25 protein-coding genes are annotated in these 26658 nt (G+C 48.1%); 11 read left to right on the forward strand and 14 right to left on the reverse strand.

Annotated elements, in window-relative coordinates; genetic code table 11:
* Positions 1-256: 256 nt before the first annotated feature.
* The 3 genes from ACKFKH_RS11190 to ACKFKH_RS11200 all read left to right on the forward strand — a co-directional run bounded on the left by ACKFKH_RS11190 (position 257) and on the right by ACKFKH_RS11200 (position 4734).
* Entirely contained in the window at positions 257-388 is a 132-nt protein-coding gene (locus ACKFKH_RS11190) for a hypothetical protein (protein ID WP_446858366.1), read from the forward strand.
* 209 nt (positions 389-597) lie between these two features.
* A complete protein-coding gene (locus tag ACKFKH_RS11195) occupies positions 598-3495 on the forward strand; it encodes a PAS domain S-box protein (RefSeq protein ID WP_446858367.1) in 2898 nt (965 codons plus the stop codon).
* Between the two features lie 390 nt (positions 3496-3885).
* Positions 3886-4734 carry a DUF1206 domain-containing protein gene (locus tag ACKFKH_RS11200; protein ID WP_446858368.1) on the forward strand — a complete coding sequence of 283 codons (849 nt, stop codon included), beginning with the start codon at positions 3886-3888 and terminating at the stop codon, positions 4732-4734.
* Between the two features lie 63 nt (positions 4735-4797).
* On the opposite strand, the gene ACKFKH_RS11205 is transcribed toward ACKFKH_RS11200, so the two are convergent.
* The 3 genes from ACKFKH_RS11205 to ACKFKH_RS11215 form a co-directional block, all read right to left on the reverse strand.
* Positions 4798-5034, reverse strand: coding sequence for a hypothetical protein (locus ACKFKH_RS11205; protein ID WP_446858369.1), 237 nt, complete (start codon positions 5032-5034; stop codon positions 4798-4800).
* Positions 5035-5176: 142 nt separating this feature from the next.
* Positions 5177-5452, reverse strand: coding sequence for a hypothetical protein (locus ACKFKH_RS11210; RefSeq protein WP_446858370.1), 276 nt, complete (start codon positions 5450-5452; stop codon positions 5177-5179).
* Between the two features lie 205 nt (positions 5453-5657).
* Positions 5658-6497: a helix-turn-helix domain-containing protein gene (locus ACKFKH_RS11215; protein ID WP_446858371.1), complete on the reverse strand. Its 840-nt coding sequence runs from the start codon at positions 6495-6497 to the stop codon at positions 5658-5660.
* A 107-nt stretch (positions 6498-6604) separates the two neighbouring features.
* Between ACKFKH_RS11215 and ACKFKH_RS11220 the strand changes: the two genes are divergently transcribed.
* Both ACKFKH_RS11220 and ACKFKH_RS11225 read left to right on the forward strand, forming a co-directional pair.
* Positions 6605-7243 carry a glutathione binding-like protein gene (locus tag ACKFKH_RS11220; RefSeq protein ID WP_446858372.1) on the forward strand — a complete coding sequence of 213 codons (639 nt, stop codon included), beginning with the start codon at positions 6605-6607 and terminating at the stop codon, positions 7241-7243.
* Positions 7244-7670: 427 nt separating this feature from the next.
* Positions 7671-8045: a DUF2834 domain-containing protein gene (locus tag ACKFKH_RS11225; RefSeq protein WP_446858373.1), complete on the forward strand. Its 375-nt coding sequence runs from the start codon at positions 7671-7673 to the stop codon at positions 8043-8045.
* Between the two features lie 336 nt (positions 8046-8381).
* Here ACKFKH_RS11225 and ACKFKH_RS11230 read toward each other — a convergent pair whose 3' ends face one another.
* The gene (locus ACKFKH_RS11230; RefSeq protein WP_446858374.1) at positions 8382-9071 is read right to left on the reverse strand and encodes an alpha/beta hydrolase; all 690 of its coding nucleotides are present in this window, start codon (positions 9069-9071) and stop codon (positions 8382-8384) included.
* 456 nt (positions 9072-9527) lie between these two features.
* Between ACKFKH_RS11230 and ACKFKH_RS11235 the strand changes: the two genes are divergently transcribed.
* Positions 9528-10577 carry a tetraprenyl-beta-curcumene synthase family protein gene (locus tag ACKFKH_RS11235; RefSeq protein WP_446858375.1) on the forward strand — a complete coding sequence of 350 codons (1050 nt, stop codon included), beginning with the start codon at positions 9528-9530 and terminating at the stop codon, positions 10575-10577.
* Between the two features lie 583 nt (positions 10578-11160).
* On the opposite strand, the gene ACKFKH_RS11240 is transcribed toward ACKFKH_RS11235, so the two are convergent.
* Together ACKFKH_RS11240 and ACKFKH_RS11245 are read right to left on the reverse strand one after the other, a co-directional pair.
* Entirely contained in the window at positions 11161-12117 is a 957-nt protein-coding gene (locus ACKFKH_RS11240; protein WP_446858376.1) for a DUF362 domain-containing protein, read from the reverse strand.
* 296 nt (positions 12118-12413) lie between these two features.
* Entirely contained in the window at positions 12414-13568 is a 1155-nt protein-coding gene (locus tag ACKFKH_RS11245) for a DUF3095 domain-containing protein (RefSeq protein WP_446858377.1), read from the reverse strand.
* A 164-nt stretch (positions 13569-13732) separates the two neighbouring features.
* Here ACKFKH_RS11245 and ACKFKH_RS11250 point away from each other — a divergent pair, with 164 nt between their 5' ends.
* Both ACKFKH_RS11250 and ACKFKH_RS11255 read left to right on the forward strand, forming a co-directional pair.
* Positions 13733-14119, forward strand: coding sequence for a DUF2358 domain-containing protein (locus ACKFKH_RS11250; RefSeq protein WP_446858378.1), 387 nt, complete (start codon positions 13733-13735; stop codon positions 14117-14119).
* A 57-nt stretch (positions 14120-14176) separates the two neighbouring features.
* Positions 14177-15643 carry a CoA-acylating methylmalonate-semialdehyde dehydrogenase gene (locus ACKFKH_RS11255; protein WP_446858379.1) on the forward strand — a complete coding sequence of 489 codons (1467 nt, stop codon included), beginning with the start codon at positions 14177-14179 and terminating at the stop codon, positions 15641-15643.
* Positions 15644-15717: 74 nt separating this feature from the next.
* On the opposite strand, the gene ACKFKH_RS11260 is transcribed toward ACKFKH_RS11255, so the two are convergent.
* The 5 genes from ACKFKH_RS11260 to ACKFKH_RS11280 form a co-directional block, all read right to left on the reverse strand.
* The gene (locus ACKFKH_RS11260) at positions 15718-16284 is read right to left on the reverse strand and encodes a Uma2 family endonuclease (RefSeq protein WP_446858380.1); all 567 of its coding nucleotides are present in this window, start codon (positions 16282-16284) and stop codon (positions 15718-15720) included.
* Between the two features lie 20 nt (positions 16285-16304).
* Complete coding sequence (locus ACKFKH_RS11265) at positions 16305-16871, reverse strand: Uma2 family endonuclease (RefSeq protein ID WP_446858381.1); 567 nt, start codon at positions 16869-16871, stop codon at positions 16305-16307.
* Positions 16872-16895: 24 nt separating this feature from the next.
* Entirely contained in the window at positions 16896-17579 is a 684-nt protein-coding gene (locus ACKFKH_RS11270; RefSeq protein ID WP_446858382.1) for an ATP-dependent Zn protease, read from the reverse strand.
* 67 nt (positions 17580-17646) lie between these two features.
* Positions 17647-18423 carry a M15 family metallopeptidase gene (locus ACKFKH_RS11275; protein ID WP_446858383.1) on the reverse strand — a complete coding sequence of 259 codons (777 nt, stop codon included), beginning with the start codon at positions 18421-18423 and terminating at the stop codon, positions 17647-17649.
* 90 nt (positions 18424-18513) lie between these two features.
* Positions 18514-19899 (reverse strand): RNA-guided endonuclease InsQ/TnpB family protein, encoded by a 1386-nt coding sequence (locus ACKFKH_RS11280; RefSeq protein WP_446858384.1) that lies wholly within the window; start codon positions 19897-19899, stop codon positions 18514-18516.
* Positions 19900-20069: 170 nt separating this feature from the next.
* Here ACKFKH_RS11280 and ACKFKH_RS11285 point away from each other — a divergent pair, with 170 nt between their 5' ends.
* Positions 20070-21035, forward strand: a complete 966-nt coding sequence (locus tag ACKFKH_RS11285; protein ID WP_446858385.1) for an AEC family transporter — start codon at positions 20070-20072, stop codon at positions 21033-21035.
* A 105-nt stretch (positions 21036-21140) separates the two neighbouring features.
* Positions 21141-21476, forward strand: a complete 336-nt coding sequence (locus ACKFKH_RS11290) for a hypothetical protein (protein WP_446858386.1) — start codon at positions 21141-21143, stop codon at positions 21474-21476.
* Positions 21477-21603: 127 nt separating this feature from the next.
* On the opposite strand, the gene ACKFKH_RS11295 is transcribed toward ACKFKH_RS11290, so the two are convergent.
* Both ACKFKH_RS11295 and ACKFKH_RS11300 read right to left on the reverse strand, forming a co-directional pair.
* The gene (locus ACKFKH_RS11295) at positions 21604-21999 is read right to left on the reverse strand and encodes a hypothetical protein (RefSeq protein WP_446858387.1); all 396 of its coding nucleotides are present in this window, start codon (positions 21997-21999) and stop codon (positions 21604-21606) included.
* A gap of 220 nt (positions 22000-22219) precedes the next feature.
* On the reverse strand, positions 22220-22759 hold the full coding sequence (locus ACKFKH_RS11300) for a phosphoribosyltransferase (protein ID WP_446858388.1): 540 nt from the start codon (positions 22757-22759) through the stop codon (positions 22220-22222).
* Positions 22760-23056: 297 nt separating this feature from the next.
* Here ACKFKH_RS11300 and ACKFKH_RS11305 point away from each other — a divergent pair, with 297 nt between their 5' ends.
* Positions 23057-24502, forward strand: a complete 1446-nt coding sequence (locus tag ACKFKH_RS11305; protein ID WP_446858389.1) for an MFS transporter — start codon at positions 23057-23059, stop codon at positions 24500-24502.
* A gap of 1389 nt (positions 24503-25891) precedes the next feature.
* On the opposite strand, the gene ACKFKH_RS11310 is transcribed toward ACKFKH_RS11305, so the two are convergent.
* Positions 25892-26653: an ABC transporter permease gene (locus ACKFKH_RS11310; protein ID WP_446858390.1), complete on the reverse strand. Its 762-nt coding sequence runs from the start codon at positions 26651-26653 to the stop codon at positions 25892-25894.
* Between the last annotated feature and the right edge of the window lie 5 nt (positions 26654-26658).

The following is a 26658-nucleotide window of genomic DNA, read 5'->3' on the forward strand; positions in this document are numbered from 1 at the left end:
TTTATCTTTGGGAGAACTCAAAAAGAGTCAATCTATCTCAGGACATAGATGCTTCCCAAATTTCTGAGTATTTTGATCAGTTCACGTCAGCCAACTCATTACACTTTGTGCTGAAATAAGAAGATCACGATAACCTTGCACACTGCGTCGCTTCCCAGAATCTACACACCTGTTTAAGGGTATTCTTCAAACGCCTATGCACTTGTGCGGAAACTGCGTTTTTGACTAGGATTTGATGCAAGGGTAGTTTCCTGCCTTGATTGCGATCGTCCCCTTGATGATCGGTGGGCAAGCGATCGAGCCGAACCACTTGCACTGCGTCAAACCACTGCGAGAGGCGTTGACCGAATCGAAAATGAAATGTACTGCGACGATCGCGGGCTGCTAAATCATTAGACTTCCTGCACGAATCCTAGATGCCCTCTGACTAAAGTCGGGGCTACAAGAGCAAAGTGTGCCTTCTCACACTAAAGAGGCGATTTTAACCGTTAGTCCACGGAGGTGGACTTTGTTCTGATAGGAGCGATTTCAATCGCCAGGTATTCATTTTTAAGATCGGTTAACCACACGGATATGGAAAACGAAGTACGATTCAGGATGACCTCAACAACGCAGAACGACGACCCTCTCAACTCCCTGATCCCGATGCATGGAGAAACCGGAATCGTACTACAACTAGCGGATGGCTCGATCGCGGCTTGTAACGTTGCGGCCCAGCAGATCTTGGGCATGACGATCGACCAACTACAAGATGCTTCGTCTACCAACTCACCCTGGCAAACCATTCATCCAGACGGAGCGCCGTTTCCGGGTGAAAATCATCCCGCGATGATAGCCCTCCAAACCGCAGAGCCATGTTTGAATGTCGAAATGGGGTTCTTTAAACCGGATGGCAATCTGGTCTGGATCAAAATTGATGCCCAACCGCTGTTTCGGCGTGAGGAAACTAGCCCTTATGCGGTCACGGTCACGATTACCCCGTTATCTGCTCCCACTTCGCCAGCCTTCACGACCCCTGTCCAACCCGAAGCCACTCGACTATTAACGATTCTGGATACGAGTTCTGATTTTATCGGCTACGCAACCCTGGACGGTCAGGCAATTTTTGTCAATCAGGCGGGACGCGAATTAGTGGGGCTAGACGACGATCGCGTGACCCAAACGGCGGTGATCGATTATTTCTTGCCTGAAGATCAAGCTTATGTCCAAGCAGAAATTTTTCCGATTTTGATGCGCGAGGGCTATTGGAAAGGAGACTTTCGCTTTCGCCACTTTCAAACAGGGGCAGCCGTTCCGGTCGATTACCATGTGTTTTTGCTCAAAGATCCAACCACTGGAGCGCCCACAGGCATTGCTTCGATCAGCCGCGACATTTGCACCCGTTTGCAACTTCAAGCAGCACAAGAACAGTCCGCAACCGAGTTAACCGCCGCAAATGTACAGTTAGCGCTTCGCAACACTGAGCTATCGACCCTGAACGAAGAGCTAGAAGTTGCTTTAGAAGAAGTGCAGGTGGCTGAAGAAGAGTTAAACGCCCAAAACACAGAACTGCGACAGACCGAAACTGCCCTCAACAACGCGCTTCAACGCCTAACTTTCCACATCGAAAATTCACCGCTGGCTGTGATCGAATGGGATCACAACTTTCGAGTGAGTCGCTGGTCAGGTGAAGCCGAACGGATTTTTGGTTGGCGGGCAGAGCAAGCGATCGGGCGTGGATTCGACGATTGGCGGTTTATCCATTCGGCAGATTTAGACCGGGTGAAAAACGAAACCGGGGCGTTGGTGAATGGGAGCCGTCAGCAAGTTGTTGTGCACAATCGCAACTACACCCGATTGGGGAAAGTCGTCCATTGCGAATGGTATAACTCAGCGCTGGTTGATCGCTCAGGAAACTTGATTTCGATCTTGTCATTGGTGCTGGATGTCACCGATCGGGTTCGCATTCAAACCGATTTGCGCGAAAGTGAAGCTCGCTATCGGGCGCTGGCAGACGCGATTCCTCAACTGGTCTGGGTAACCACGTCAACTGGAGAAAACGAGTATGTCAATCAGCAGTTTTGCGACTTTGTAGGCTTGAGCGAATCTCAGCTATTAAACTTAGATTGGCTAGAAATTATTCATCCTGATGATCGAATTCGCACCCGCGATCGCTGGTTGGCAGCCGTGACGAGCGGTGACTTTTACGAAATTGAGTACCGTTTTCGCCGCTTTGATGGCACTTATCGCTGGTTTTTGGGTCAGGGCGTGCCGTTTAGAAATGAACAGGGGCACGTTGTGAAATGGTTTGGCACTTGTACTGATATTGACACTCAAAAGCAACATGAAGCGGAGCGATCGCGCCTAATCGAGCAAGAACAAGCCGCCCGTCAATCGGCAGAACAAGCCAACCGCATCAAAGATGAATTTCTCGCCGTCGTGTCTCACGAACTGAGAACCCCCCTCAATCCGATTTTGGGCTGGTCAAAGCTGTTAAGAAGCGGCAGACTCAGCCCTGATCGAGCCGCAGAAGCCTTGGGGACGATCGAGCGAAATGCTCAACAACAGGCCCAACTGATCGATGATTTGCTCGATGTGTCGCGCATTCTCCGAAACAAACTGACTTTGACGGTTGGGCCAGTCGATTTGGCGGTGATTGTGACCAACGCACTCGAAACAATTCAGCTTGCAGTCGAGGCAAAATCAATTCACCTAGAAGCGGTACTGGCGATGGATGGCGGTACGATCATGGGCGATGCAGGACGCTTGCAGCAGATCGTCTGGAATTTGCTCTCGAATGCGGTGAAATTCACACCGGAAGGCGGACGCATCACTGTGCAGCTTGATCAAAGGGATTCTCAAGCACAACTGCAAGTCACTGATAGCGGCAAAGGCATTGCTCCAGAGTTTTTGCCTCATCTATTTAAAGCGTTTCAGCAAGAAGACAACAGCACGACGCGCAAATTTGGCGGATTGGGATTAGGACTGTCGATCGTGCAGCAATTAGTAGAACTGCATGGCGGGACGGTGACAGCCGCGAGTCCCGGAGTCGGACAAGGGTCTACCTTCACCGTACAATTGCCGATCGCACGTCAACCATTGATCCAGCCTGCCCCTGCGATCGCCCGTCAAGATGTGAATTTGAGCGGAGTTCGCGTTTTGGTCGTGGACGATATGCAAGATTCGCGGGAGATTGTGGCCTTTGTGTTGGAGCAAGCAGGCGCGATCGTAATCTCTGCATCGTCGGCTCAAGACGCGCTAAAACAGTTAAATCAAGCTAACCCAGATGTGATCGTCAGCGACGTGGGAATGCCTGAATTGAATGGCTACGAATTACTACAGCAGATTCGCCAGGACTTAAATCTCACCACGCCCGCGATCGCGCTGACAGCCTACGCCACTGAGGATGACCAGCAACAAGCATTAGAATCGGGCTTCGATCGACACCTGGCAAAACCGATCGATCCCGTATCCCTGATCCAAACTGTCGCTGCGCTGGTCAACGCGCTATCTTAAACGTTCAAACTGTATGAAGCGATAAAACTGAAAGGACTGATAGTTCCCAGCGTTGTATTAACGTGAATTCGATGGAGTTTTCCGCTCCGTTATTCAGCACTTCAGCCCCCCAACCCCCAATCCTGGGGGACTTTTGGATAAGATCTCTCGTTCAAAGTCCCCCATTTTTGGGGGATTTAGGGGTTGAAGCCGAGTGAAACGAAGCGAGTCACTCTCATCGAACTGACGTTGTATTAGTCAGGCTATTAGCAGTCATCTAAATTCCTTGCTTGTGAGTTTAAACCTCTGCATTAAAGAAAGTTGTGCGATCGTTCCTAATTTCTCTACTTGGGGAGATGACTAATCTCGTCGAAAGCGTCATGGTATGTCTAACAATCTTCTTAAAGACTGATGACTCAACATGATCTGCCTCCAGAAATAAGACAACCCATGCAGCAAGCGGCTTCCCATCCTACCTTTGAGAAGCTAGCTCGGCTTGGATATGCGGCCAAAGGAACTGTGTACTTTGTAGTGGGATTATTGGCGGCTCAAGTGGCCGTGGGAACCGGAGGACAAACAACGGATACTAACGGCGCACTGCAAGAAATTGTGACTCAACCCTTTGGTAAGTTGTTGCTGAGTTTAGTCGCGATCGGCATTGTGGGATATGTACTTTGGCGATTTACTCAAGCAGTTCTCGATCCAGAAGGTTTAGGTCAAAAAAACAGTTCAAAGCGGATTGTGCAACGACTTGGGTGTTTGATTAGCGCCATCACCTACTCTGGTCTAGCGATTACGGCGGTAAAGCTAATTTTAGGCACTGGCGGCACTGGTGGACAAGCTTCTCAAGACTGGACAGCACTCGTGCTTGCACAACCGTTTGGACAATGGCTTGTTGGTCTAGCAGGTCTAATTGTGCTGGGTGTTGGAGCTTCTTATTTTTACCAAGCCTATACGGCCAAGTTTGAGCGACATTTCAAGCTACACCAAATGAACTTAATGGAGCGCACTTGGGCAAAACGCCTCGGACAGTTTGGTATTGCATCGCGTGGCGTTGTGTTTAGCATTATTGGTTTATTTGTAATACTGGCGGCGTTGTATTCAGATGCAAGTGAAGTGAAAGGGTTAGGAGAAGCTTTAGCCGTTTTAGCCCGACAACCTTTTGGCCCTTGGATTTTAGGAATCGTTGCACTAGGACTGATTGCCTATAGCATTTACTCACTGATTGAAGCTCGGTATCGCCAAATTATGCATTCTTAGGATCATGAATTAAACAACCTATAATTCTCGCGGTTTCGCTTCGTTTAATTCGGCTTCTGCCCCCTAAATCCCCCAAATTTGGGGGACTTTGAACCGCGAAACCGCCTTAAATTCTAGAATTTCTTCTTTCTCAAAGTCCCCCAGACTGGGGGATTTAGGGGGCGAAGCAACCAGGCAATTATCGATCTTATTCAATTCACGATCCTTAGTGACCTGTAAATATAGCAGTCCTAAAACAGTTGTGAGAATCTTGAAATAGCAGGCGATCGCCTTGATGTCTGGTGAGAGATAAGCTGTCATACCAGCCCGTTTTGAATTCCAGAATTTTTTGATCTCAAAGTCCCCCAGACTGGGGGATTTAGGGGGCGAAGCAACCAGGCAATTATCGATCTTATTTAATTCGCGATCCTAACGATCAAGAATCTCGAACGAATCTCGAACATTACTCATCCTGGGGCTTATCTGCTCCCGGCAGTCCGTTTGGCGTGTAAACCGTTTCGGTAACACTAATTCGTCCCAGTATTGTCACTCCGGTAGTCGCTAACACAACGACAATTTGAGAGATGCCGTTGGGATCAATTCTGCCTGTGTTCTGATACGTTTCGACATTCTTGGCAATCACGGGCGAGATGGATGCGATCGCAGTGAGGACGGCTCCCCAGAATGTGACGCTTTGGAAAATGCTTTTAGAGGGGGAAGACGTGTTGCTAACCTGCATGATGAATGCTCCGAATGAATAGTAGTGAGGATTACATCACATCCAAGGTGCATCGCTACGGAGAGCATGGATTACCCTTTCGGGTACTTTGTAGACCCCACTCAGAAGGGGTGTTCAGTAGTTATTAGTTCTTAGCCATTAATTTACAACTAACCACTAACCTACTAACCACCAAATTCCCACAACCCAAATACTACAGCTATCGTTAGCAATCTCCACTCCGTGCCCAATTTTGCTCAGTCATCTCATCCGCAGGAAACAAACATTCAATCCGCAGTTCCTGAAGCGTAATGTCATAGGGGGTGCCCAAAGTGGCGATCGTCGAGAAAAACTTCCACTCCAAATCATCTCGCTGGAAATGAGTCGTCAGCAGTAACGTATTTTGGACTGAGGAATTTGAGGTCTGCCAAATCTCAGGAACATTTGGATAGTTCATCAGTTCGTTGAGTAATTGATTAGACTGCACATTTTCTCCTTCTGCAAGCGCTTCTCGATGTAGCCGTTGCAGCAAATGTTCTGCGATTTCCTCCCAGTTTGCGATAAATGGACGTAAACCTTGTGGGTCGAACATGACTTGCATCAAATTGAGTTTTCCATCTCGATAAAAACGCTGTTGGAAGTCTGTTGGATCGACAAAAATGGCGAGAAGTCGAGTCGCAGCGTTATTGCCCAAGAGCAGATTCCAATAGCGATCGATCACGAATGCTGGATACGGTTCTTGCTGCCGCACCATAAAATGAAGCGCTTTGCGAACTGAGGTCATTTCAGGAGCCGACAGATCAGTTTCGGCGTGAATGGGGGCAAATCCTGCCGCGCTTAACATCAGATTTTGCTGTCTAAGCGGAACTTCTAGAACAGTTGCCAATTGCAGCACCATCTCTCGACTCGGTTTGGCTCGTCCTGATTCCAGAAAACTGATGTGACGCTGGGAAACTTGACTGGTCACGGCTAAATCAAGCTGACTAAAGCTGCGCTGGTTGCGCCATTGCTTGAGAAGCAATCCAAAGGAATCAGGTTGGAGGGAGATAGTAGAACGTTGCTGCATGACGGAATGTTGGATTGGGCGGCGATTACTTGGCAGGTAATTGTTTTTATTATCCCGCTTTGGCACGATCGAACTCAAACGCATTCAACTTTCTAAAGGATTTAATGATGAACCTGTACTTTGCCCCGCTTGCCTGCTCACTCGCTACCCGGATTGCCTTGTATGAGTCTGGTACAAAAGCTCAATACACCTACGTTGACCTGAAGGCAAAGCGTCTTGCCGATGGTTCAGACTTCTTTAAGGTTACCCCGATGGGTCAGGTGCCCGTACTGCACACCGATGAAGGCATCATCTTGACCGAAAATCCTGCAATCCTGCAATATGTAGCTGACCGCTTCTCTACTGCACTCGCGCCGACTAAAGAACTAGAGCGGTTTCAGTTGCAGCAATGGCTCAATTTTATCAGCACCGAACTGCATAAAGCCGTCTTTGTTCCCTTACTTGACTCCCAGGCACCGCAGCGTGTAAAAGAGTATGCCCGCGAGAAAGTTTTGCTGCGTCTCGGATACCTGCAAGACCACCTCTCTGCCCATGACTTTTTGCTCGATCGCTTCACGGTTGCCGATGCCTACTTAGTAACGGTACTCAACTGGGTTAAGCCATGCAGCATTGAGTTGGCGCAGTGGAGTGCAGTTTACGCCTACCATCAGCGGTTGTTGAAACGGGCAAGCATTGCGAAGGCGGTCGGTGAAGAATGGGTGCTTTACCAAAAAGAGCAAGCGCAGTCTGCAAGCCTGAGTCAATGACGACCATCGCCAGTGCCGATCGCATTCACAAATTGAGACTTCATTAGACTTCCTGCACGAATCATAGATGCCCTCCGACTAAAGTCGGGGCTACAAGAGCAAAGTGTGCCTTCTCACACTAAAGAGGCGATTTTAACCGTTAGTCCACGGAGGTGGACTTTGTTCTGATAGCAGCGATTTCAATCGCCAGGTATTCATGCAGGAAGTCTATTTAACATGAATTCGATGAAGGCTTTTCGTTTCGTTGCTTGGCGCTTTTGCCCCCAACCCCTCAATTCTGGGATACTTTCAGACAAGCATTCTAGTTCAAAGTCCCTCACTGGTGGGGATTTAGAGGGCTGACTGGATTAACAACCGCAGCGAAAAATTCTATCGAATTCACGTCATTTAGAGCGCTGAAAATACACTACTTACTCACCACAAAACCATGCTGAAGTCAACAGATGTTTCGACAACCAACGCATTCAACTCTCTGAAAGCCTTGTATTTGCTCCTGACGATCATAGGAACTATCGCGCCCTGGGTTTGGCTACTTCAAGATCCGACTGTCTTGTTGTCGCCAACTCTGTTTTTGCAAAGAGGCTTTGAAAACAATGTTGCTGCCGCTGTAGCAAGTGATTTGCTTATTTCAATTGCTGCGTTTTTCTGCTTTGCGTGGCTTGAACTGAACCGATTAGGAGCCTCTCGATTGTGGATCGTCCTGTATGTTGCATTAACCTTTGGCATCGGACTTTCTTGCGCTCTCCCGTTTTTCTTGTACCGTCGAGAGCACCTTATCAAACAAACAGCATTTAACCAATAGACAACCTCACTGATGTTAGGAGATTTCTAGCAAAGAAGTTACCAACCTTGGGAAGCCCCCTAAATCCCCCAATTCTGGGGGACTTTGACTTTCAGAACTCTCAATGGAGACAGCCGGGTAAATTTATTAAAGGAAATCTCCTTAAACGCTCAAAGAGAACTCACCTTGTGTAATTCGATCGCCGATCGCTCTACCAGATTTAGCTCTGAGCAAGAAATGTGGCAATAGCTAGAGTAACGATTTGGCGATCGCTGAACTGATTTCTGCGGCTTACTTATGTTCTACTAAGGTGTTCTATCAAGAAAAGCGTCATGTCCATCAGAGCAAGCTTATCCTTTAAAGACCACTCCCCATAAACCAACTAACTGCCTCGTGAGCGATCGCAGTTGGCACGGTGTGTGACCCGTCAAACTCTTGATAGCGCACTTCATAGCCAGCCTGTTGTAGCTGAGGCACAATTCTTCGACTACAGCCATCGATCGGCAACACTGGGTCTTGAGTGCCATGCGAGACAAATAAACGAGGCTGCCCTTCTTGGGTAGCGGGCGCGACAAACCCTGGTGAGAAAGCAATGACGTGAGTAAATAGATTGCCATTTGTGATACCGACCGAGAGCGCATAAGAAGCACCATCAGAAAATCCTGCGATCGCAAGGCAAGCAGGATCGATCTCACAACAGCAAAAGGTTTGCGTCAAGGCTTGATCAATAAAAGTAATATCAGAACCATACTGGCTAACAATCACATCCCAGGTGCGATCGCGAGAATCGACAGACAGCAGGATAATGCCCAAGTCATCTGCCCAAGGTTGTAATAGATTTAATCCATCTTCAGCATCTCCCCCGGCCCCATGTAGCATCAATATGAGCGGAGCTGGACGACTGGACTGGTAGCGCTTGGGCATATAACGAAACCCATCTCGTTGACCATCTAGTCTTAGTAGATGAAGTCCGATCGCAGCAGATTTTGTGGGCCGATTTGGACGAGATAGCAATCGCCCTTCCAGATGCTCTAACTGGCTAATCATGTTAATGCTATTGGGAATGTTATTGAATTAGTCAGAGATACTGCTAACTTCTAAAAAATCAAGCAGCAGGTTCAGAAATACTTGAAACTCTAAAAAGTTTTGCTGAGATTGACAGTCTCAACCCTGCGGCATGTCCAACAATAGATCTCCTGAATGATTGCTCAACCTACCCAAAGCGGGACATTTTGAGGGATTTGTAACGATAGTCCAGTATTGATGGTTAAAGGATAAACCGTTTCTAGCAGCTATCTCTAGCATTGGTTTTAGCATTGGTTAAAGTAATCCAGAAATGCTGACATTTGCAAATCGCTAAAGCTAGCTTTTGGTTGCTCATCTCTCTGTTGACAAAGCCCAAAACGCCTCAGCTATTCCCTGATGGAGAGGTTGCCCCATTTGCCCTTGTCTAGAGTGATAGCGATCGCGCTTGTGTTCTCAAGCATTGTAAAAATCCAAATTATGAGTATTCCAGTTTCTCCCTGGGCTTTGATGTCAGACACCTACTTCAAAGTTCTTCCGGCTGTTTGGAGCGAGTTAAACTACTGGAAAGCTCAAGCACAGCAGATTCCAAATTTAGAGCTTCGCAAACAAGCTTTGGATAGTTTAGAAGCCAAGCAATTTCACTGTGAGGGTGGCTCTATTTATGGATTATTGGCCAAACGTCATTGTCCAGAAGCCATTCGATTTATTGTGGCCTATCAAACGATTAGCGACTACTTAGACAACCTGTGCGATCGCAGCACTTCACTTGATCCTGAAGATTTTCGTGCTCTGCATGAGTCGCTAGTTCAGGCGCTAACACCCGATGCAAAAAGGACTCACTATTATCGAGTTCGCAGCGATCAAGCGGATGGTGGCTACTTACAAAAATTGGTTAACACTTGTCAGTCTACGCTGCGTCAAATTCCTAACTACTCAAGGATTGCTCCAACCTTGCATGAGTTGGCAAATTATTACTGTGATTTGCAAGTTCATAAGCATGTCAAAGTTGAAGAGCGAGTTCCCCGCTTAAAGACCTGGTTTTCTCTATACCAGAGCCACCTTCCTGAACTTCGCTGGTATGAATTTTCTGCTTGCGCTGGATCAACGCTGGGCATCTTTTGTTTAGTGGCTTATGCCTTCGATCGAGACTTACCAGATGAACTCATCAGCCAGGTTAAGGACAGCTACTTCCCCTGGGTTCAAGGTTTACACATTCTACTAGACTATCTAATTGATCAAGAAGAAGACCGGATCAACGGCGACTTAAATTTCTGTTTCTATTACCAAAACAGCGATGAAATGATTGAGCGATTTAAGCACTTTATCCAAAACGCGACGAAAAGTGTTGCTCAGTTACCTCACACTCGGTTTCATCAATTGCTCAATCAGGCCTTACTGGGCGTTTATCTTTCAAACAAGAAGGTTAGAAGACAACCCGAAGTTCAGAGTATTGCAAAGCAGTTGATCCGCTTGGGTGGAAGTCCAGCCTCGTTTTTCTTTCGCAGTCGTTTGTTAATGTCTCACTGAGATCTAAACATAAGCTATCTCAAGCTTTGATATCCTTCGTTTTGGCAACACTGTGCGACTCTAACCTTGGAAGCTTACGATCGCTCTAAGTTGACTGACCTCTTATCGAATGGTCATTCTATTGAATAGCCATCTTATTGAACGGCTTCTCTTAATTCCGCTTGCAAAATAAATAGAGGACAATTCCTCAGCTTCGGCTTGTCTCCATGAGCCTCAAATAGGCAAACGTCGTGATGAAGAAGAAAGGCACAAAAAACCACTGAGGAGAGTTAGAGTACACCCAAACCATAAGAACGAGCCACAGAATTAAACTGACGGTCGCGAGTAGAGCTTGCATAGTTGACAAACTGATTTCAGGGGTTTACTTCGTTACTTCAGTCCCTTCACTGAATTTTCAGCCCAAAAACTTTGAAGAAACCATGAATATTTAGTTAAACTCACTTAGAAATTAGTACAACCCCCTCTGAGACGATGTTTTGACTAATTCTTTAATTTTGAGGATTTGTTAAGAAATGTAAGGCACAGAGCCAGGAGTTAACTTCTAAACCACTGTGCCTCTTCTCGTAGGATTTTGGGTCGCGCTCTAGCGGTAGGCTGCCATTGGCTCCTTGATAAAGCGAATGTAGAGATGCTTGAAGGTGGATTTTAGGACACGCGGGGCCCCAAAGTCGATCGGCATCATTTTGTCGGGCAGTCGCCAGTCTGCAATTTGTAAGTCTTCTGGGCGCAAGTTGGGAAAGTCGATCGCTGCCAATTCGGGGCACAGCCCCAACCGTTGAGAAGCCGCCAGCGTCGGTACGATCGCCGGGTCAACTTTAAGAATCTCGGCTACAGCACGATCGAGCGCAAACACCTGATCAGAAGCCGCCAATAGACCTAATTCTCTGGGTTCACCTCCGCTGGGGCCGTTCCCTTCGTGTCCGATGATGCCGTCCAAAATCGTCAGGTCTGGGTCGATCGCGCGAGCCGTTTCGACCAGCATTGCCCCAAAGCGATCGCTATCTTTTCCGGCTTCCAGGTGCCACCAGGCTTTCATTTTGCCAGGAACACAGCCAAAGAGATTTTTGACCCCCATTGTCAGCGTCAACTGCATGTGAGATTTGACTTTCGGTAAATTGATCACCACATTGGCTTCGATCGCTTCTTTGGACAGCAGCAGATGATTAAATTCCTGGCTCACCGTTGCGTAACGTTTGCCTTTGAATTCAACGATCGGCAAGTTTAATGCTTCGATCAGGGGCAAATAGCCGTTTGCGATCGCGACTCCTCTGGCGCTACCAAAGGCTGGCCCGTCTCCCAAAAAGGGCTGACCTCCCACTTCTTTTACCAGTTGCGCTACACAGTGAACCACTTCTGGACGAGTGACACATTCTTTGGTCGGACGTGCGCCCGTCAACAAGTTGGGTTTGAGCAAAACCCGATCGCCCCGTTTGACAAAGGCAGAAATCCCCCCTAGCGGTTGAAGGAGCGATTCGATCGAGTCTCGCAGTTGGGCGCGATCGTAGGAGGTTGCACGAATTAAACTCACAGATGGGTTCATAACTGTATGAATGAGGGTGAAGACTATTTTTCTCACCTTACACGCAAAATCTCGATCGAGTTGTAGCGGTAGCCAAACAGATTTAGAACGTAAGCCATCAGCATTCCTATCGTTTAAGCTCAACTTCAAATAGTTGGATAATTTGCGCGATCTGACAGAATTCGTTCTCAAACAGGCAGTGTTTTAAGACAACATGGTTCAAAATTGTCCATCATTTACGGCAGATTGGAGGAACAACCCGGATTTGAAATCGAAGCCAAAAAGTTCATCGAATTGACGTTAAATCTAATAGACGACTAACTGCCCGACATCGCCTTCACTTTCGCTTTCATGGCTTTGGCGGCTAGAGCATATCCCCCATCTGCCCCATCGACAAAATGGACTTGACGACCGTTGCGCTCGTAAACAAGACAAGTCAGAAGGGCACGATCGCTCACATGCAGTCCGTAGACCAATTCACTCGATCGGGCTTTTCGCTCTAGATAGTCGGTCAGTTGTTGGCGCTGTTGAGCGTTGCCAGAAATCACCATGCGTAAAATGTCATCAAATTTGCGATAGTCAGTTGCAGCCGTAACAATTTGGCGATAGTTGCCCCAGGGCATTTCTGCAAACTTAAGCTTATATTTCATCAGCACCCAACCCAGCAGATTTTCAAGCTGAATTTTGATCAAATAGCAAAGTTTGCCCCAGCCATTTTTTTGCCTTGCCCGAACTTTGGTTTCTCGCATCAACGCTGTACTATCAAACGAAAGATGCAAGCGATCGGGGCTAATCGGATTGGCGCGATCGCTGCCATAAATCCGTTCTATCTGCTCGATAATTTCTCGATAGTGGCTCGGCTTTGCCTGCACGAGCAAACTCACCGTTTCACCATGTTGACTGCGAATGTCTTGCCAGCGACACTCTAGCCCTGTGAAATCAGCTTTGGGCATCGCAATATCTGGCGCTAAGGCGTAAAGACTGGCGGTTGCGGGATTTTTGACCAGTTCAGTCGCGTAGGTGAGGCCGCCTCCCATAAAGACGCTCTGATCATAGTTGGGCGACACTCTCAGCTTGGCGATCTTGACGGGATAGAGAGAAGCCACATCCGCCACGGGCACGATTCCGACGCGCAGATTCATTGAGAATTCTTCTCTAGCCAAATTTTGAGTCGCAAGGAGCGATCGCTTCACTCGTGACAGCAGCGTAATCGGAATTAAAATCGTCGCTCCATCGCCTCCAAATACAAACGGAATCTCGGTTTCAGCCACATTAAGAACGGCACTGATCGAGCAGGCACCCAACAAATTCACCGTTTTGTATTGCCCTTGCTCGATCGCCTCTGTAGAACCGATAATATCTGTGATCACAATTAGCCAATCGTGGGGAACGGGCACAAATTTTCTGGGATTGGTGACTTGCACAAAGTTCTTCAACACGGGCAAATCAGCGTAAAAAGATTCAGTCGTCACTTCTTGTACTCAGGAAACCTTTGTATATTTAACTACCAGTACGCCAGCTTTGCTGAATTGGATCTCAGACGCATTACCAGAGCGAAAAGCGTTGAGGTTTTGTATGTCTGCAATTCAATTTTAGCGATTAATCTCTAAGACAGGTTAAATTATCCACCAAAACAATGGACATTATTCACACACTGCGAGACGACTACCAAAGGTTTCCAGCCGATCAGACTTACAGCATCTACGCTGAGAATGTCTACTTTAAAGACCCGATGAATGAGTTTCGAGGTCGCGATCGCTATCAGCAGATGATCAAACTGATCAAAACCTGGTTTCTCAACGTCAAAATGGATCTCCACAACATCCAACAGCTTGACGACCACATCAGGACAGACTGGACACTCCGTTGGAACACGCCCTTGCCCTGGAAGCCCCGAATTGCGATCGACGGCTGGAGCGAGTTGCAAATCAAAGACAATTTAATTATTTCTCATATCGACTATTGGCACTGCTCAAAACTAGACGTGTTAAAACAACATTTTTCTAGCCATCCATTCACATAAACTTTCTCAGAATGGTTGTTACGGCAAGATCAAGAAAATCATCGAGAAATTTGCAGCATGACTGTTATTCAGAATTACATCAATGGTGAATGGTGCATCGTCGATTCTTCCGAGTATTTGGATGTGATCAACCCGGCGACAACCGAGGTTTTGGCAAAGGTTCCGCTGTCTCCCGTTAGCGAAGTCGATCGCGCCGTCCAAGCCGCTAGTCAAGCCTTTAAAGCCTGGAGACGAACGCCCGCGACCGATCGCGTTCAGCCCCTTTTCAAACTCAAAGTTCTGCTCGACGACCACTTTGAAGACATCGCCCAAACCATCACGCTGGAATGTGGTAAAACCCTGGCGGAATCTAAGGGCGAAATGAGACGCGCGATCGAGAACGTTGAAGTAGCTTGCGGCATTCCGATTTTGATGCAGGGCTACAACTCCGAAGACATCGCCAAAGGCATTGATGAGATGATGATTCGTCAGCCGCTGGGCGTGACTGCAATGATTACCCCGTTTAACTTTCCGGGCATGATTCCTTTCTGGTTTGTGCCTTACGCGATCGCCTGTGGCAATACCTGCATCATTAAGCCATCAGAACGGGTGCCGTTGACCATGCAAAAACTCTTTCATCTCTTTGAGCAGGCGGGCTTTCCCAAGGGCGTTGTCAATCTGGTGAATGGAACTAAGGCCGTCGTCGATGCTATTTTGGATCATCCCACAGTGCGATCGATCAGCTTTGTGGGTTCGACTCCCGTTGCCAAGTATGTTTACAGTCGAGCCGCCGCCAATGGCAAACGGGCCCAGTGTCAGGGGGGTGCAAAAAATCCGGTGATTGTTCTCCCCGATGCCGACATTGCTATGACCACAAAAATCATGGCGGATAGTGCGTTTGGGTGTGCAGGCCAGCGTTGTCTAGCCGCCTCGATCGCTATCACTATCGGGTCAGCCAAAGAAACCTTTACCGAAGCGATCGCAGAAACGGCCCGATCGCGTACGGTCGGATTTGGTTTGGAAGATGGCACACAAATGGGGCCCGTGATCACCGCTCAAAGCAAAGACCGAATTGAGGGGTTGATTCAAAAAGGAGCCGACGAGGGGGCAACGGTTTTGGTCGATGGACGACAGCCCAAGATTACCAACTATGAGCAAGGCTACTTTGTCCGTCCCACAATTTTGCAAAACGTCGATCCGGCTGGAGAAATCGCCCGTACAGAAATTTTTGGGCCGGTGTTGAGTCTGATTCATCTGGAAACGATCAACCAGGCGATCGCGCTCATCAACGGGGGGCAATATGGCAACATGGCTTGTCTCTTTACCTCCAGCGGTGCAGCGGCGCGTAAGTTTCGCTATGAAGCCGAGGCGGGAAACATTGGCATCAATATTGGCGTAGCGGCCCCGATGGCCTTCTTCCCGTTTAGCGGTTGGAAAGAAAGCTTTTTCGGCGATCTACATGGACAGGGACATCAAGCGATCGAGTTTTTCACCCAGACAAAAGTTGTAATCGAACGCTGGCAAGACTGGACGAGACAGTTTTAATCTCTCTTTTTAATCTTTCTAAATCCCATGAATCTTGCAGCTAGGCTATTAATTCAGGAAGTTTCTTGTTTGTCTTAACTCAACTGCAACCAACCAAATAATTCTCCAACAGTTAGCTGCAATTCACTCGCCCATTTTGGAACAGGTAACGCTTGATTCACTTCGTCAAAAATTCGGGGTTGCTGATTAAAAGAAAAGACGATGACGGCTCGATCGCATGGATCAATTAGCCAACCCATCAAACATCCATGATCGAGGCAATGCAAAATTTTTTTAGTGACTTTGGTTGAGCTTTGATCGGGTGAAAGAATTTCAATTACCCAATCAGGAGCCACACTAAACACATTAGCAATGCCTCCATTTTCTTTTCGAGGAATTCTATCCCAAGTAAAAACTGAAACATCTGGGACAGTTGCTCGCCCCCCAAAAGTGCATCGAAGTTCTGGAAAAGCACGAGCAATTTTTTGAGGTTTCACGACTGCATCGATCGCAGAAAGTAAATCACTTTGAATGACACTATGTTCACCTTGAGGCATCGGTTTTTGAATGATTTCACCATCAACGTATTCGCTGGCTGGTTTGGTTTCTGGTAGTTTCAGAAATTCTTCTAGCGTGATTGTTTTGGCGGAAGTTTGTACCATTTTTTATCATTCCATTTGTGCTAACTCAACTGTAACCAGCCAAATAATTTCCCAACGGTTAGCTGCAATTCAGCCGCCCATTCTGGCGCAGATACAACTTGATCGGCTTCGTCAAAAAGCTGAGGTTTCTGATTAGAAGAAAAGACGATGACGGCGCGATCGTCTGGATCAATTAACCACCCCATCAAACATCCATGATCGAGGCAACGCAGAATTTTTTTAGTGACTTTGGTTGAGCTTTGATCAGGTGAAAGAATCTCAATTACCCAATCAGGAGCCAGTTCAAAAACGTTGGCGATTTCTCCATTTGCATCCTTTGAAATTCGACTCCAGATGAAAACAGAGATATCAGGAACGATCGCTCGTCCTCCAAATACGCAGCGTAACTCCGAAAAAGCATGAGCAATTCTTTGCGGCTTTACAATCCTATTAATAGCAGGACAAAGCTCTGTCTGAAGGATGCTGTGTTTTCCTTGAGGCATGGGTTTTTGGATGATTTCACCGTCGATGTATTCACTGGCTGGTTTGGTTTCGGGTAGCTTCAGAAATTCTTCTAACGTGATTGTTTTGTTTGGAGTTTGTACCATTTGTCACCTCTCAATTGCAAAGAATTACTCTTCTATTTTGGCGCTGATCAGTTGACGACAGTCCTCAATCGATCGCCGTTCTTCCATCGCCGCCACCAGCGCATCGTAAGCCTCTTGATTTTGTTCGATCAAGTTTTTTGCCTGGAGTGCCGCCCACCGTTCTTTTTGCTGAATTTGAGAATCGGGAAGTCGCAATTGAGCCAGCGTCATGCGAAGCTTTTGCAGATCATCATTTCCGCCCTCTACCGTTTTGTACGCCAACGTCTCTGCTACGCCGCCCGCCATCCAAACCGTACAGTAGCGATCGACCAGTTGCACCGATAGTTTTCCTTGCTGAAGCTGTTCTTCTAATTCCTGTGTGTCAAACTGCACGCCTCCCTGTCCCGGTTGCCCCGCACGAAACGCCTCCCAAGCGCTCAATGTATAGCCCGTGACGGGAATTCCCAACTGTTGGGCGACGAGAAAATGCCCCGCTTCATGTCGCGCCACTCGTGCCCGATGCGCCGGAGAAAAACTCGCCAACCAATCCAGCACGATCGTTCCTCCCCGCCCCTGCCAGGTGAAGGAATCCAGTGTAGCCAGACCGAGAACAGTGAACGTGGCGATCGCGGGAATTGCAGGCGGCAAATGAATCAACGGCCCCAAAATCGTCGAGACAGTCATCGCAAAAATCGAAATCGCGACCAAGTTGAGCGCAGTTTGGTTCATAAAAAGAATTTTGATCTAAAGGAAATCTTCTTATTTAATTTGAGGGTTGATCCCGATCGAGTGCCTCCTACTTTCCTCTGGCTTTATAGAAGGTTTCTAAGCTTTGGCGATCGCCCACAAATCGCCAGTGCCACGGTTCATAGGTCACACCTTGAGGATTGTTTTTGGGAAACGATAGCTCAAAATTAAAGCGCACGGCGTTGTCTTGAAGCCACTTGAAAGCGGCCGTCTGCTCAAAGGCAGGACTCAGATTAGTCGCAGGTGTGTCGCCGTCCCCGATGTCGATCGCATACCCGGTGTGGTGTTCGCTATATCCAGGAGGGGCACTGACCCCAGCACGCTGTTGAGGAGTTTGCAGGCGCTCGGCCTTGACATCAAAGAAAACTTGCTGCTGGTCAGAGAGCGATCGAAACCCAGACAGCGGGGCGAGAAGGATTCCGTCGGCTTGGGCCGCACTGCTCATTTGTTTGTAGGCTGCCGCGGCCGCCTTTCGCATCCGAATGCCCCCATCGGGGCTGATTGGCTCTAGCTCAGATTGAGGCGCTTCGGCATACTTAAAGTGTCCCAAAAGCTTGTCTGGAGACGCAGTAGGTGAAGGGGTTGAAGGAGCAGTCGTGTTGGGAGTAGAGCCGTTATTCGGGGCGATCGAAGTTGGCTGTCTGAGCAGATAGGCGACTCCACCCCCCAACAGCAGCCCGATCGACACCAGTCCCACGATTAGCCCAGTGCGATTGGGACGAGACTTGGGTTGAGCGATCGGTGTCTCCCGCAGCGCTTCGGGAATGTCGTCAAACGATGCAGCCTGGTTCTTGGGAGGTTTTTCAGGCAGACCCGCGTTATCCAAGGATTCCCTCCTTCACTTTTGTCCACCTTCAAGTATTACAGAATTTGACTTCTCGCCCATTTGAAAAAGGGGGATTCTAAGCGGATGTTGCTACGCGCTCTGAAGAGACGCTTCGCAACGCTGACGGTATGATTTCTTCAATCCACTGAATACGTCATACCGTTTTGGCAGAGTCAACACTGCCCTAACGGACTCGGTTAGGACGATGCCTAACTGTGCCGATACCTTTCTCAAGATATTCGCTGCTCCGTTGCAATCTGCATTGATCAGGCTGCCATGAGCAGTTTTGTATTGTCCTCTGGTGATGCGTCGTCCCGATGGTTTCCAGCTTGCGGGTTTTTCGCCGCCGTGTGTTGGCAAGAAATCATCGTCTAGAAAAGACGCTTTTGAGGTGTATGATTCTTCGGTTTCAGTAAACTGAATGCCGTTTTCCTCGCACAGTTGCTTGAGGCGGTTCTTTAACCGCGCTGTGGGAATTTGCACGAATTCTTGATTATTTTTCGTGCCGATGTTGATGCCATCTTTGTTACCTTCGTTCCAACCGAAAACAACATGACCGATTCTGTTCTCAAGGCAGTGATTGACCACCAGCCGCGCTGCCTTGTGGATGGCATCTCTGATTTGTCGATTCCGCTTTTCGGTGATCCGGGCTAACTCAAAATCCCAATACTTCGCACGTTTACCCGCTTTAAGACTGGCAACACGGCGGTTGTAATTCTGGTTAATCGCCTTGAGTTTGAGACCATCCACAATGAAGCTTTTACCACGGGTGGAGACACAGGTGAGCCAGTTCGACAAACCTGGATCAATCCCCAGTGCGTGAGTCGAATCTAACTCTAACTGACAGGTTGAACCCTCGTTTCCGTGTTTGTAAACGTACTCAGCATAGAATTCGTTGTTTCGTGGCAAGATTCGCAACGCTACAATTTGATCTGGCTTGATGCCGAAAGCCCCATTGATTCTGAGTTCTGACAGTCCAAAATGTTCTTTAACAGACGCAGAGTTTTCTTGGCTTATCGGGATTCTGCATTCCCCTGTTTCGATATCGAATTGTAACGCCTGTGCCGGGAACGAAATCGGTGCTAAGCCGCCTTTTGTCCGATAACTCGGCATTCGTGGCTTGTTGACTTCACCCTTAAAGAACAGTTGCAACAACTTGTTAAAGCTGCTGAAAGACTCGGAAACACTTTTCAGGGTTTGCTGAGCACACTGCCCACCGAGCACCTTGTAATGCGGATTGTCTTTCAGGACGCTGCACAGATGGGCGTATGGTGCTTTCACCGTCTTGGTTCTGAACTCAGAGCGGTAAAAGCCATTTGCGTCAAAAAATTCAACCCGTGGGCAATTCTCAAAATGAGATTGACGCACCTCAAACAACGTTGAATTAATCAGGCTGTTGGAATGCTGGCACTGGTGAACCAGATACGCCATCACTTCGTCGGAAACATTGAGCCTAACTTGAATCGTTCCGTACACTTTGCATCACCTCCTTGTGTATTCTAGTCAAATACTAAACACGCTCTCTGACAACCTATTCCGCATGAAATGATCAGAACCAACCAACGGAATCAATACCCCGGACACACAGAGGGCTAAAGCCCTAAACTAGCTTTCTACCCCTCGATTAGAAATCGAAGGCTCTCAGCATGATTCAGGTAGCTAAGGATTACAGCGTGTATCACCCCTCTCTGATGCCTCACCTGACGATTCAGCTTTTTGATCTCTATGTCCCCCTGGTTGGCTGGGCGCTTCTCGGCTGGCTGTTGGGGCGCTATCTGCCTCAGTCGGCTGCTAAATATTTGGGACAATTTCTCTTTTGGGTCGGCATTCCATTCAGCATTTTAGGATTTTTGCGTGGAGCGGATTTGTCGGGTCAGATCTGGATCGCGCCTGTGGTAGCTTGGGTTGCTATTTTTACAGGGGCAGGGTTGGCGTGGCTACGAATCAGGTCTCAGAACTGGAGCCGCCCCACTCAAGGAAGTTTTCTCCTTGCCTCAATGGTGGGCAACACGGGCTATTTGGGATTTCCAGTCACACTGGCTCTGGTAGGCGAGAAATTCTTCGCTTGGGCGCTATTTTACGATCTGTTGGGATCGACGTTGGGAACGTGGGGATTGGGCGTGATCGTCGCCAGTCAATTTGGTCTGGGGCAAGAAAGCCGCCTTCAACTCACGCTCACTATTTTCAAAAATCCGGCGCTCTGGAGTTTTGGATTTGGTTTAGCCACGCGCAATTTACCCCTTCCTGAAGTGCTAGAAAGTAGCCTGCATCATCTGGCGTGGAGTGCGATCGCCCTTGCCCTCGTCTTGATCGGAATGCGTCTCAGCCAACTGCCCTCTCTGACTCATTTGAACCGCGCTGCCTGGAGTCTGACGATCAAAATGCTGATTGTTCCTCTGGTTCTAGGAGTTGGCATCCTGCCGCTGTTTCAGATCACTGGAGCGGTGCAGCAGGCGATCGTTCTACAAATGGCCATGCCTCCCGCCTTCTCAACTCTGGTACTGGCAGAAATCTATGAGTTAGACAAAAATCTGACGGTGACTGCGCTGGCAACAGGCTCGATCGCCCTTCTCATCACCCTTCCGCTCTGGCTTCTCATTCTCGATCAGTAACAATCCTGTAATCATTCACTTTCGGAATGAAGAACGCCAATTCTGAAGCCACAGATAGCCCTACCGTAGCTTTCAAGATTACGGCTTCACTCAAGCGCATCAATGATGTTAAAAAGAATCGCTGCCATCGTCACCATCGTCAGCACAATCGGTCTTTCTGCCCTGCCGTCGATCGCGGGAAACGTCGATCGCTGGGAATACGAAGGAATCGCCTCCACTGGAGAGAAAGTTTATTTGAATTTAGACTCGGTTCGATTTGAAGGACGCAAGGGTTATTTTTTCATCTACCAGATTGGCAACGATCGTCTATTTGCCTACACACCCTGCGACGGTCGCTTTCAAGTAGCCAATCAGGATGGAGTCACCTTCAAACCGCTCATGAAAGCTCAATCTTCAGCCACTCGTAGAATGCTGGATCAAGTTTGTGCCGCTCCTCGCTAGTCAGTGGTCGCTTCGCTAAAACTCTTATCTGAAAGTCCCTCAGCATAGACAGCTTGGGGGCAGAAGATCTCAGCAACGAAGCGAAAAAACTGCATTGAATCCAGGTTTATTGGTCGTCTGACTCTTCTCAACCGACCCAACTCACGCCATCGTCCTTTTGTTGTTGAACCGAGGGCAATGGCTTGCGATCGTTGACTCCTTCAACCAAATTTGTCTTAGGAGGAATCGTCGGATGCTCACGCGGGGGAGTGGTGGGTGTCGGGCGTTCTTGCTTGACGGCTCGCTGTTCGGGTTCAATGATTTTTTTGATCAAATAGTCTAGCGTTTGCTGCTTGATCCAGCCTCGTGCGACCAAGACTTCTCCAAACCGCATGTCGCCCACAATCTTCTGATCGTTTAGCGCTACGTCAATTTGGGCCGAGGTGAGCAGTCCCGCTTCGACCAGGTATGCGCCGAGGCGTTTGGGCTTTGTCGGAGCAAGGGGCACAGTCTGGACTTGAAAGCGATCGCTTCTGTCGCGCATTTTCAATCTCAGGAAAAATTCAAACAGCCTTCAACCTGGCACCCTATATCTGTCAAAAACTACAGAGAAATCAGCGATTATTACGGTAACTGCAATCCCGATCGAGTCTTCTCAGGCGCTAACTCAAAAGCTCTGTTGTTTTAAGTGCTAAAAAGTAAACTTTTAGCCAGTTTGACCAGTATAGCAAGCAGATTTACTGAGTTTGAGACGGTGGCACTGCTCAACAAGTTTCTGGCTCTCGACTCCTGACTTCTACGGGGGCATCTTCTAACACCAAGTCAGCGGGACTCATCTGCTCATAGCGCTCAAACGGCTGATGAATCCAGGGGTTGTCAGGCAAATAATCTACATAATAGTCGGGCTTGATCACCGAGCAATTTTTGTACCAGAGAACGGCCGTGCGAACCTCTTCGATATAAAAACCATAGTGTCGATCGAGCCACGGGATCGTCTTCTGCAACGTCACCCCCGAATCGACCAGATCATCCACTAACAAAACGTGACTGCCCAAACTAGGCGTGGTCATCGTCAGATCACGCGAAAATACCAGCGTGCTGCGAGATTTACCGCTGCGATAAGAAGAGGTCGAGAGAATGGCTAAAGGCACGTCGTAGAGGCGAGCGATCACGTCACCCACGCGCAATCCGCCTTTTGCGAGACAGACAATTTGGTTAAATTCCCAGTTCGATCGATAGATCTGAGCGGCTAACTGCTCGATCTTTTGGTGATAATCGTCCCAGGTTACGTGGAGGTCAGACATAGAAGGAGGGATGAGGGATGAGGGATGAAACGGGAGTTGATACCAATTCCTCGGTGAAGCTGCACAAATTAGATTCTGATAGCCCCATCAAATAAGGAGAAGGCTCTTTTATTTACCCCTCTTTTTAAGGGGGGCAGGAGGGATCATACAGACGTGCAGCTTTATAGAGAATTGAGCTTGGATCTTAGAGCAATTAGCGCAATCGCGATCGTCTTAAGAATTGGCACGATTTGAGTGATCGATCGTCAAAGATGATGAGAATAATACAACTGTTAACCCGGATTTCACGACTCCTTTATGAACAATTCTGATGATCTTCCGATTGCGCTCTCCGAAAAGCTCAGTTTGAGTGAGAAGTTGGCCTATGGAGCAGGCGATCTGGGGCCGGCTATCACCGCTAACGTTCTGGGCGTGTTTTTGCTGATTTTCTTTACCAATGTCGCTGGGCTAAAACCCGGAATGGCAGGCAGCATTCTACTCATCAGCAAGGTTTGGGATGCCATCAATGATCCGATCATCGGGGTGTTGAGCGATCGTACTCGCAGCCGTTGGGGTCGTCGTCATCCCTGGATGCTGTTTGGGGCCGTGCCGTTTGGGATTTTCTTTTTTTTGCAGTGGGTGGTGCCTCGTTTTAGCAATGACCCGACAGCGAATCAATGGGGTCTGTTCTGGTTTTATGTGGGGATCTCGATCGTCTTCAACAGTTTCTATACGGCCGTCAACCTGCCTTACACGGCCCTCACTCCCGAACTGACGCAGGACTACGATGAGCGTACCAGCCTCAACAGCTATCGATTTGCGTTCTCGATCAGTGGCAGCATTTTGTCGCTAATTTTGGCGCTGGGGATTTTTGCTCTGTTCAAAGGCGACTCGTCCAAACAATATCTAGTGCTGGGTGCAGTCTGTGCGGTTCTTTCGGTTTTGCCGCTTTATTGGTGCGTCTGGGGAACTCGCAAACGAGTCGCTATTACAGAACGTCAACGCCAGGAAGTCACCACCGAAGCCTCACTTCCTTACCTAGAACAACTCAAAATTGTGTTTAGCAATCAGCCTTTTTTGTATGTGATTGGAATTTACCTGTGTTCCTGGTTGGCGGTGCAAAATACGGTTTCGGTGATTCCTTACTTTGTCAAAAATTGGATGCGATTAGAGGATGCTGACTTTACTAAAGTAGTGATTGCGGTGCAGGTGACGGCTTTGGCGATGTTGTTTGTCTGGGGCGGAGTCAGCAAGCGCTACGGCAAAAAAGCGGTCTACTTTATGGGCATGGCGGTGTGGATTATTGCTCAAATTGGACTGTTTTTCTTGCAGCCGGGTCAAAATCTGTTGCTGTATGTTTTGGCGATCATGGCGGGGTTTGGCGTATCGACGGCTTATCTGATTCCCTGGTCAATGATTCCCGATGTGATCGAGTTAGACGAACTGCAAACCGGGCAGCGTCGAGAAGGCATCTTTTACGGGTTTATGGTGCTGTTACAAAAAGTGGCGCTGGCGATCGGGCTTTTTATCGTCGGCTGGGTGTTACAAAAATCAGGCTTTCTAGAAACGGTGTCTGGTCAACCTGATCCGATTCAACCTGATTCTGCGCTGTGGGCAATCCGCATGTTGGTCGGCCCTGCGCCGCTCGTTGTGTTGCTGATCGGTGTGGGGTTAGCGTACCTTTACCCAATTACCAAAGAGGTTCACGCTGAGATTTTGCTCAAACTCCAAGAACGCAAACGCGCCCAAGCTGAAGACGCTTGATTGATTGTGAATTCGATAAGTCTCTCCGCTGTTTTGCAAGACTCCTAAATTCCACAAGTGAGGGACTTTGAGCCGGAAATTTTGTCCGAAAAGCCTCCAGAATTAGCAGTTTGGAGGGCAGAAGTGTCAAACAGCGAAGCGAAAAAACCTCATCGAATTGATGCTGAACAACCTTGATATTCAAGTGGACTCCCCTTCTTGTTACAAAAAAACCCCCCTTTCCGATCGGTAGGGAGGCAATTTAAACAAGAGGGTTTGTGTGAATTCGATGAAATGCTTCCGCTACAATTTCTTCGAGATACCCGCAAGGGGTTGTAACTTCGGAAACGTTCCTTAAATCTTCCACTAAAGGAGAACGTCAAGCTGAGACGCTTACTTTAACGTGAATTCGATAGAGTTTTTTCGCTTCGGTATTTAACGCTTCTGCCCCCCACCCCCCCAATCTGGGGGACTTTCGGACAGGATTTCTGGCTCAAAGTCCCCCAAACTTGGGGGATTTAGGGGGCTGCCTGGAGTGATCGCCACAGCGAGAGATTTCATCGAATTCACGTTACTTTAGAGTCTTCTGGAATGTAGGGTTAGAAGATCTAAACCACACAGCGAATGGATTTCATCGAATTGACGTAGCAATTAATCCTCTAGTTTTTGGCGATAGAAGCACTCTTCATTTTGCGTACGGCTTGAGTGCCAACCAATAGAGCACCTAACGCGATCACAGGAATTGCCGCAGAAGGCTCAGGAACTTTCACGGTGTCCTTATCACACTTTTTAGGCTTGCCCTTAGAAGGGATACATCCGTTGTTCTCGGAGTCTCCAGGAATGTTACCATTCCCAGCACGAGCAGGAGAAACTGCTACAGCACTCAGGCAGCATGCAACAAGAACAACAGACAGAGATTTCTTCAACATTATCGGTCACGAACAAGTGGTCATTAGTATTAAGTAACACCACGCATACCCGTGTCTTCTGTGTATCTGATTTTTAGCTGAAACTTTAAAGCAACTGTTCGATCGATGAAGTTATGCCCATTTGAAACGTATTTGTACGGAAAGGTCGCTAGACAGTGGCAACTTAACCAATTCAAGAGTGATTCAAGGAAGATTTTTCGCTGCGTTGTTTGGATCTTTTGCCCCCAAGCTGCCACCTGCCGTGTACACACACGTCGATCGATTTGTCATTGCTGAGATCCTTCGCCCCCTAAATCCCCCAAAAATGGGGGACTTTGAGCCGTCGTCCTGGCTTTGAACTTTGGAAATCTTTCCTTGGTCAAAGTCCCCCAGAATGGGGGATTTAGGGGGCTGAAGCCGACTGAAACGAAGCGACAACAACTTGTGTGTACACCGTAGGACTGCCACTGAGAGAGTTTCATCGAATTCACGTCACTGTGGACTAACGCGCCCAATAGATCACTTTCTTTTCGAGAAACACAAAGAACCCATAGAGAACAACGCCCATCGCTGCCAAAATTAGCAAAGCTGAGAACGCTAACGGCACATTAAAATCAGCAGTCGCCTGCACGATCAGATAGCCCAATCCTGCATTAGACGCAACCGATTCTGAAATGACCGCACCAATAAATGACAGCGAAACGGCAACCTTGAGAGACGCAAAAACGTAGGGCAATGTGTGCGGCCAGCCAACCTTTTGAAAAACTTCTACCTGCGACGCGCCCAACGATGACAGCACTTCTTTCATCTCAGGTTCGACGGTATCTAAACCTAAAGCGACGTTGACAGCGATCGGAAAAAACGCCAGCAAAAAGGCCGTAATTGTCGCCGGAATTGCATTCGCCCCAAACCAGATCGCCAACAGCGGGACGACAGCCGCCTTGGGAATCGTATTAAAAGCAATCAACAGTGGATACATCGTCAAATAAGCCACTCTCGAATAGCCGATCAAAAAGCCCAACACGACCCCCACAATCAGCGCAATAAAAAAACCAACCATCGTCGTCCACAACGTTCGCATGGCGTTGGTCGTTAGCTGCGGCGCAAAATTAACAGTTGCTTGAACGATATCCGTCGGGGCAGGAAGATTAAATTTGGGAATCTTAAAGATGATCACCATCAATTCCCAAAGAACAAACAAAACGATCGTGGCGATGAATGGTAAAACAAAGCCCGCTGACTTAGATTTGAGAAACTTTTGCATGGGAG

Source organism: Phormidesmis sp. 146-20 (assembly GCF_052939475.1).

What these genes read in the sequence shown, in the direction of transcription:
- ACKFKH_RS11220 (WP_446858372.1), top strand. Translation starts at nt 6,605, where the DNA reads ATGAACCTGTACTTTGCCCCGCTTGCCTGCTCACTCGCTACCCGGATT.
- ACKFKH_RS11285 (WP_446858385.1), top strand. Translation starts at nt 20,070, where the DNA reads ATGATTCAGGTAGCTAAGGATTACAGCGTGTATCACCCCTCTCTGATG.
- ACKFKH_RS11270 (WP_446858382.1), bottom strand. Translation starts at nt 17,579, where the DNA reads ATGAACCAAACTGCGCTCAACTTGGTCGCGATTTCGATTTTTGCGATG.
- ACKFKH_RS11240 (WP_446858376.1), bottom strand. Translation starts at nt 12,117, where the DNA reads ATGAACCCATCTGTGAGTTTAATTCGTGCAACCTCCTACGATCGCGCC.
- ACKFKH_RS11310 (WP_446858390.1), bottom strand. Translation starts at nt 26,653, where the DNA reads ATGCAAAAGTTTCTCAAATCTAAGTCAGCGGGCTTTGTTTTACCATTC.
- ACKFKH_RS11305 (WP_446858389.1), top strand. Translation starts at nt 23,057, where the DNA reads ATGAACAATTCTGATGATCTTCCGATTGCGCTCTCCGAAAAGCTCAGT.
- ACKFKH_RS11215 (WP_446858371.1), bottom strand. Translation starts at nt 6,497, where the DNA reads ATGCAGCAACGTTCTACTATCTCCCTCCAACCTGATTCCTTTGGATTG.
- ACKFKH_RS11300 (WP_446858388.1), bottom strand. Translation starts at nt 22,759, where the DNA reads ATGTCTGACCTCCACGTAACCTGGGACGATTATCACCAAAAGATCGAG.
- ACKFKH_RS11260 (WP_446858380.1), bottom strand. Translation starts at nt 16,284, where the DNA reads ATGGTACAAACTTCCGCCAAAACAATCACGCTAGAAGAATTTCTGAAA.
- ACKFKH_RS11250 (WP_446858378.1), top strand. Translation starts at nt 13,733, where the DNA reads ATGGACATTATTCACACACTGCGAGACGACTACCAAAGGTTTCCAGCC.
- ACKFKH_RS11210 (WP_446858370.1), bottom strand. Translation starts at nt 5,452, where the DNA reads ATGCAGGTTAGCAACACGTCTTCCCCCTCTAAAAGCATTTTCCAAAGC.
- ACKFKH_RS11205 (WP_446858369.1), bottom strand. Translation starts at nt 5,034, where the DNA reads ATGACAGCTTATCTCTCACCAGACATCAAGGCGATCGCCTGCTATTTC.
- ACKFKH_RS11265 (WP_446858381.1), bottom strand. Translation starts at nt 16,871, where the DNA reads ATGGTACAAACTCCAAACAAAACAATCACGTTAGAAGAATTTCTGAAG.
- ACKFKH_RS11225 (WP_446858373.1), top strand. Translation starts at nt 7,671, where the DNA reads ATGCTGAAGTCAACAGATGTTTCGACAACCAACGCATTCAACTCTCTG.
- ACKFKH_RS11295 (WP_446858387.1), bottom strand. Translation starts at nt 21,999, where the DNA reads ATGCGCGACAGAAGCGATCGCTTTCAAGTCCAGACTGTGCCCCTTGCT.
- ACKFKH_RS11235 (WP_446858375.1), top strand. Translation starts at nt 9,528, where the DNA reads ATGAGTATTCCAGTTTCTCCCTGGGCTTTGATGTCAGACACCTACTTC.
- ACKFKH_RS11230 (WP_446858374.1), bottom strand. Translation starts at nt 9,071, where the DNA reads ATGATTAGCCAGTTAGAGCATCTGGAAGGGCGATTGCTATCTCGTCCA.
- ACKFKH_RS11290 (WP_446858386.1), top strand. Translation starts at nt 21,141, where the DNA reads ATGTTAAAAAGAATCGCTGCCATCGTCACCATCGTCAGCACAATCGGT.
- ACKFKH_RS11195 (WP_446858367.1), top strand. Translation starts at nt 598, where the DNA reads ATGACCTCAACAACGCAGAACGACGACCCTCTCAACTCCCTGATCCCG.
- ACKFKH_RS11255 (WP_446858379.1), top strand. Translation starts at nt 14,177, where the DNA reads ATGACTGTTATTCAGAATTACATCAATGGTGAATGGTGCATCGTCGAT.
- ACKFKH_RS11200 (WP_446858368.1), top strand. Translation starts at nt 3,886, where the DNA reads ATGACTCAACATGATCTGCCTCCAGAAATAAGACAACCCATGCAGCAA.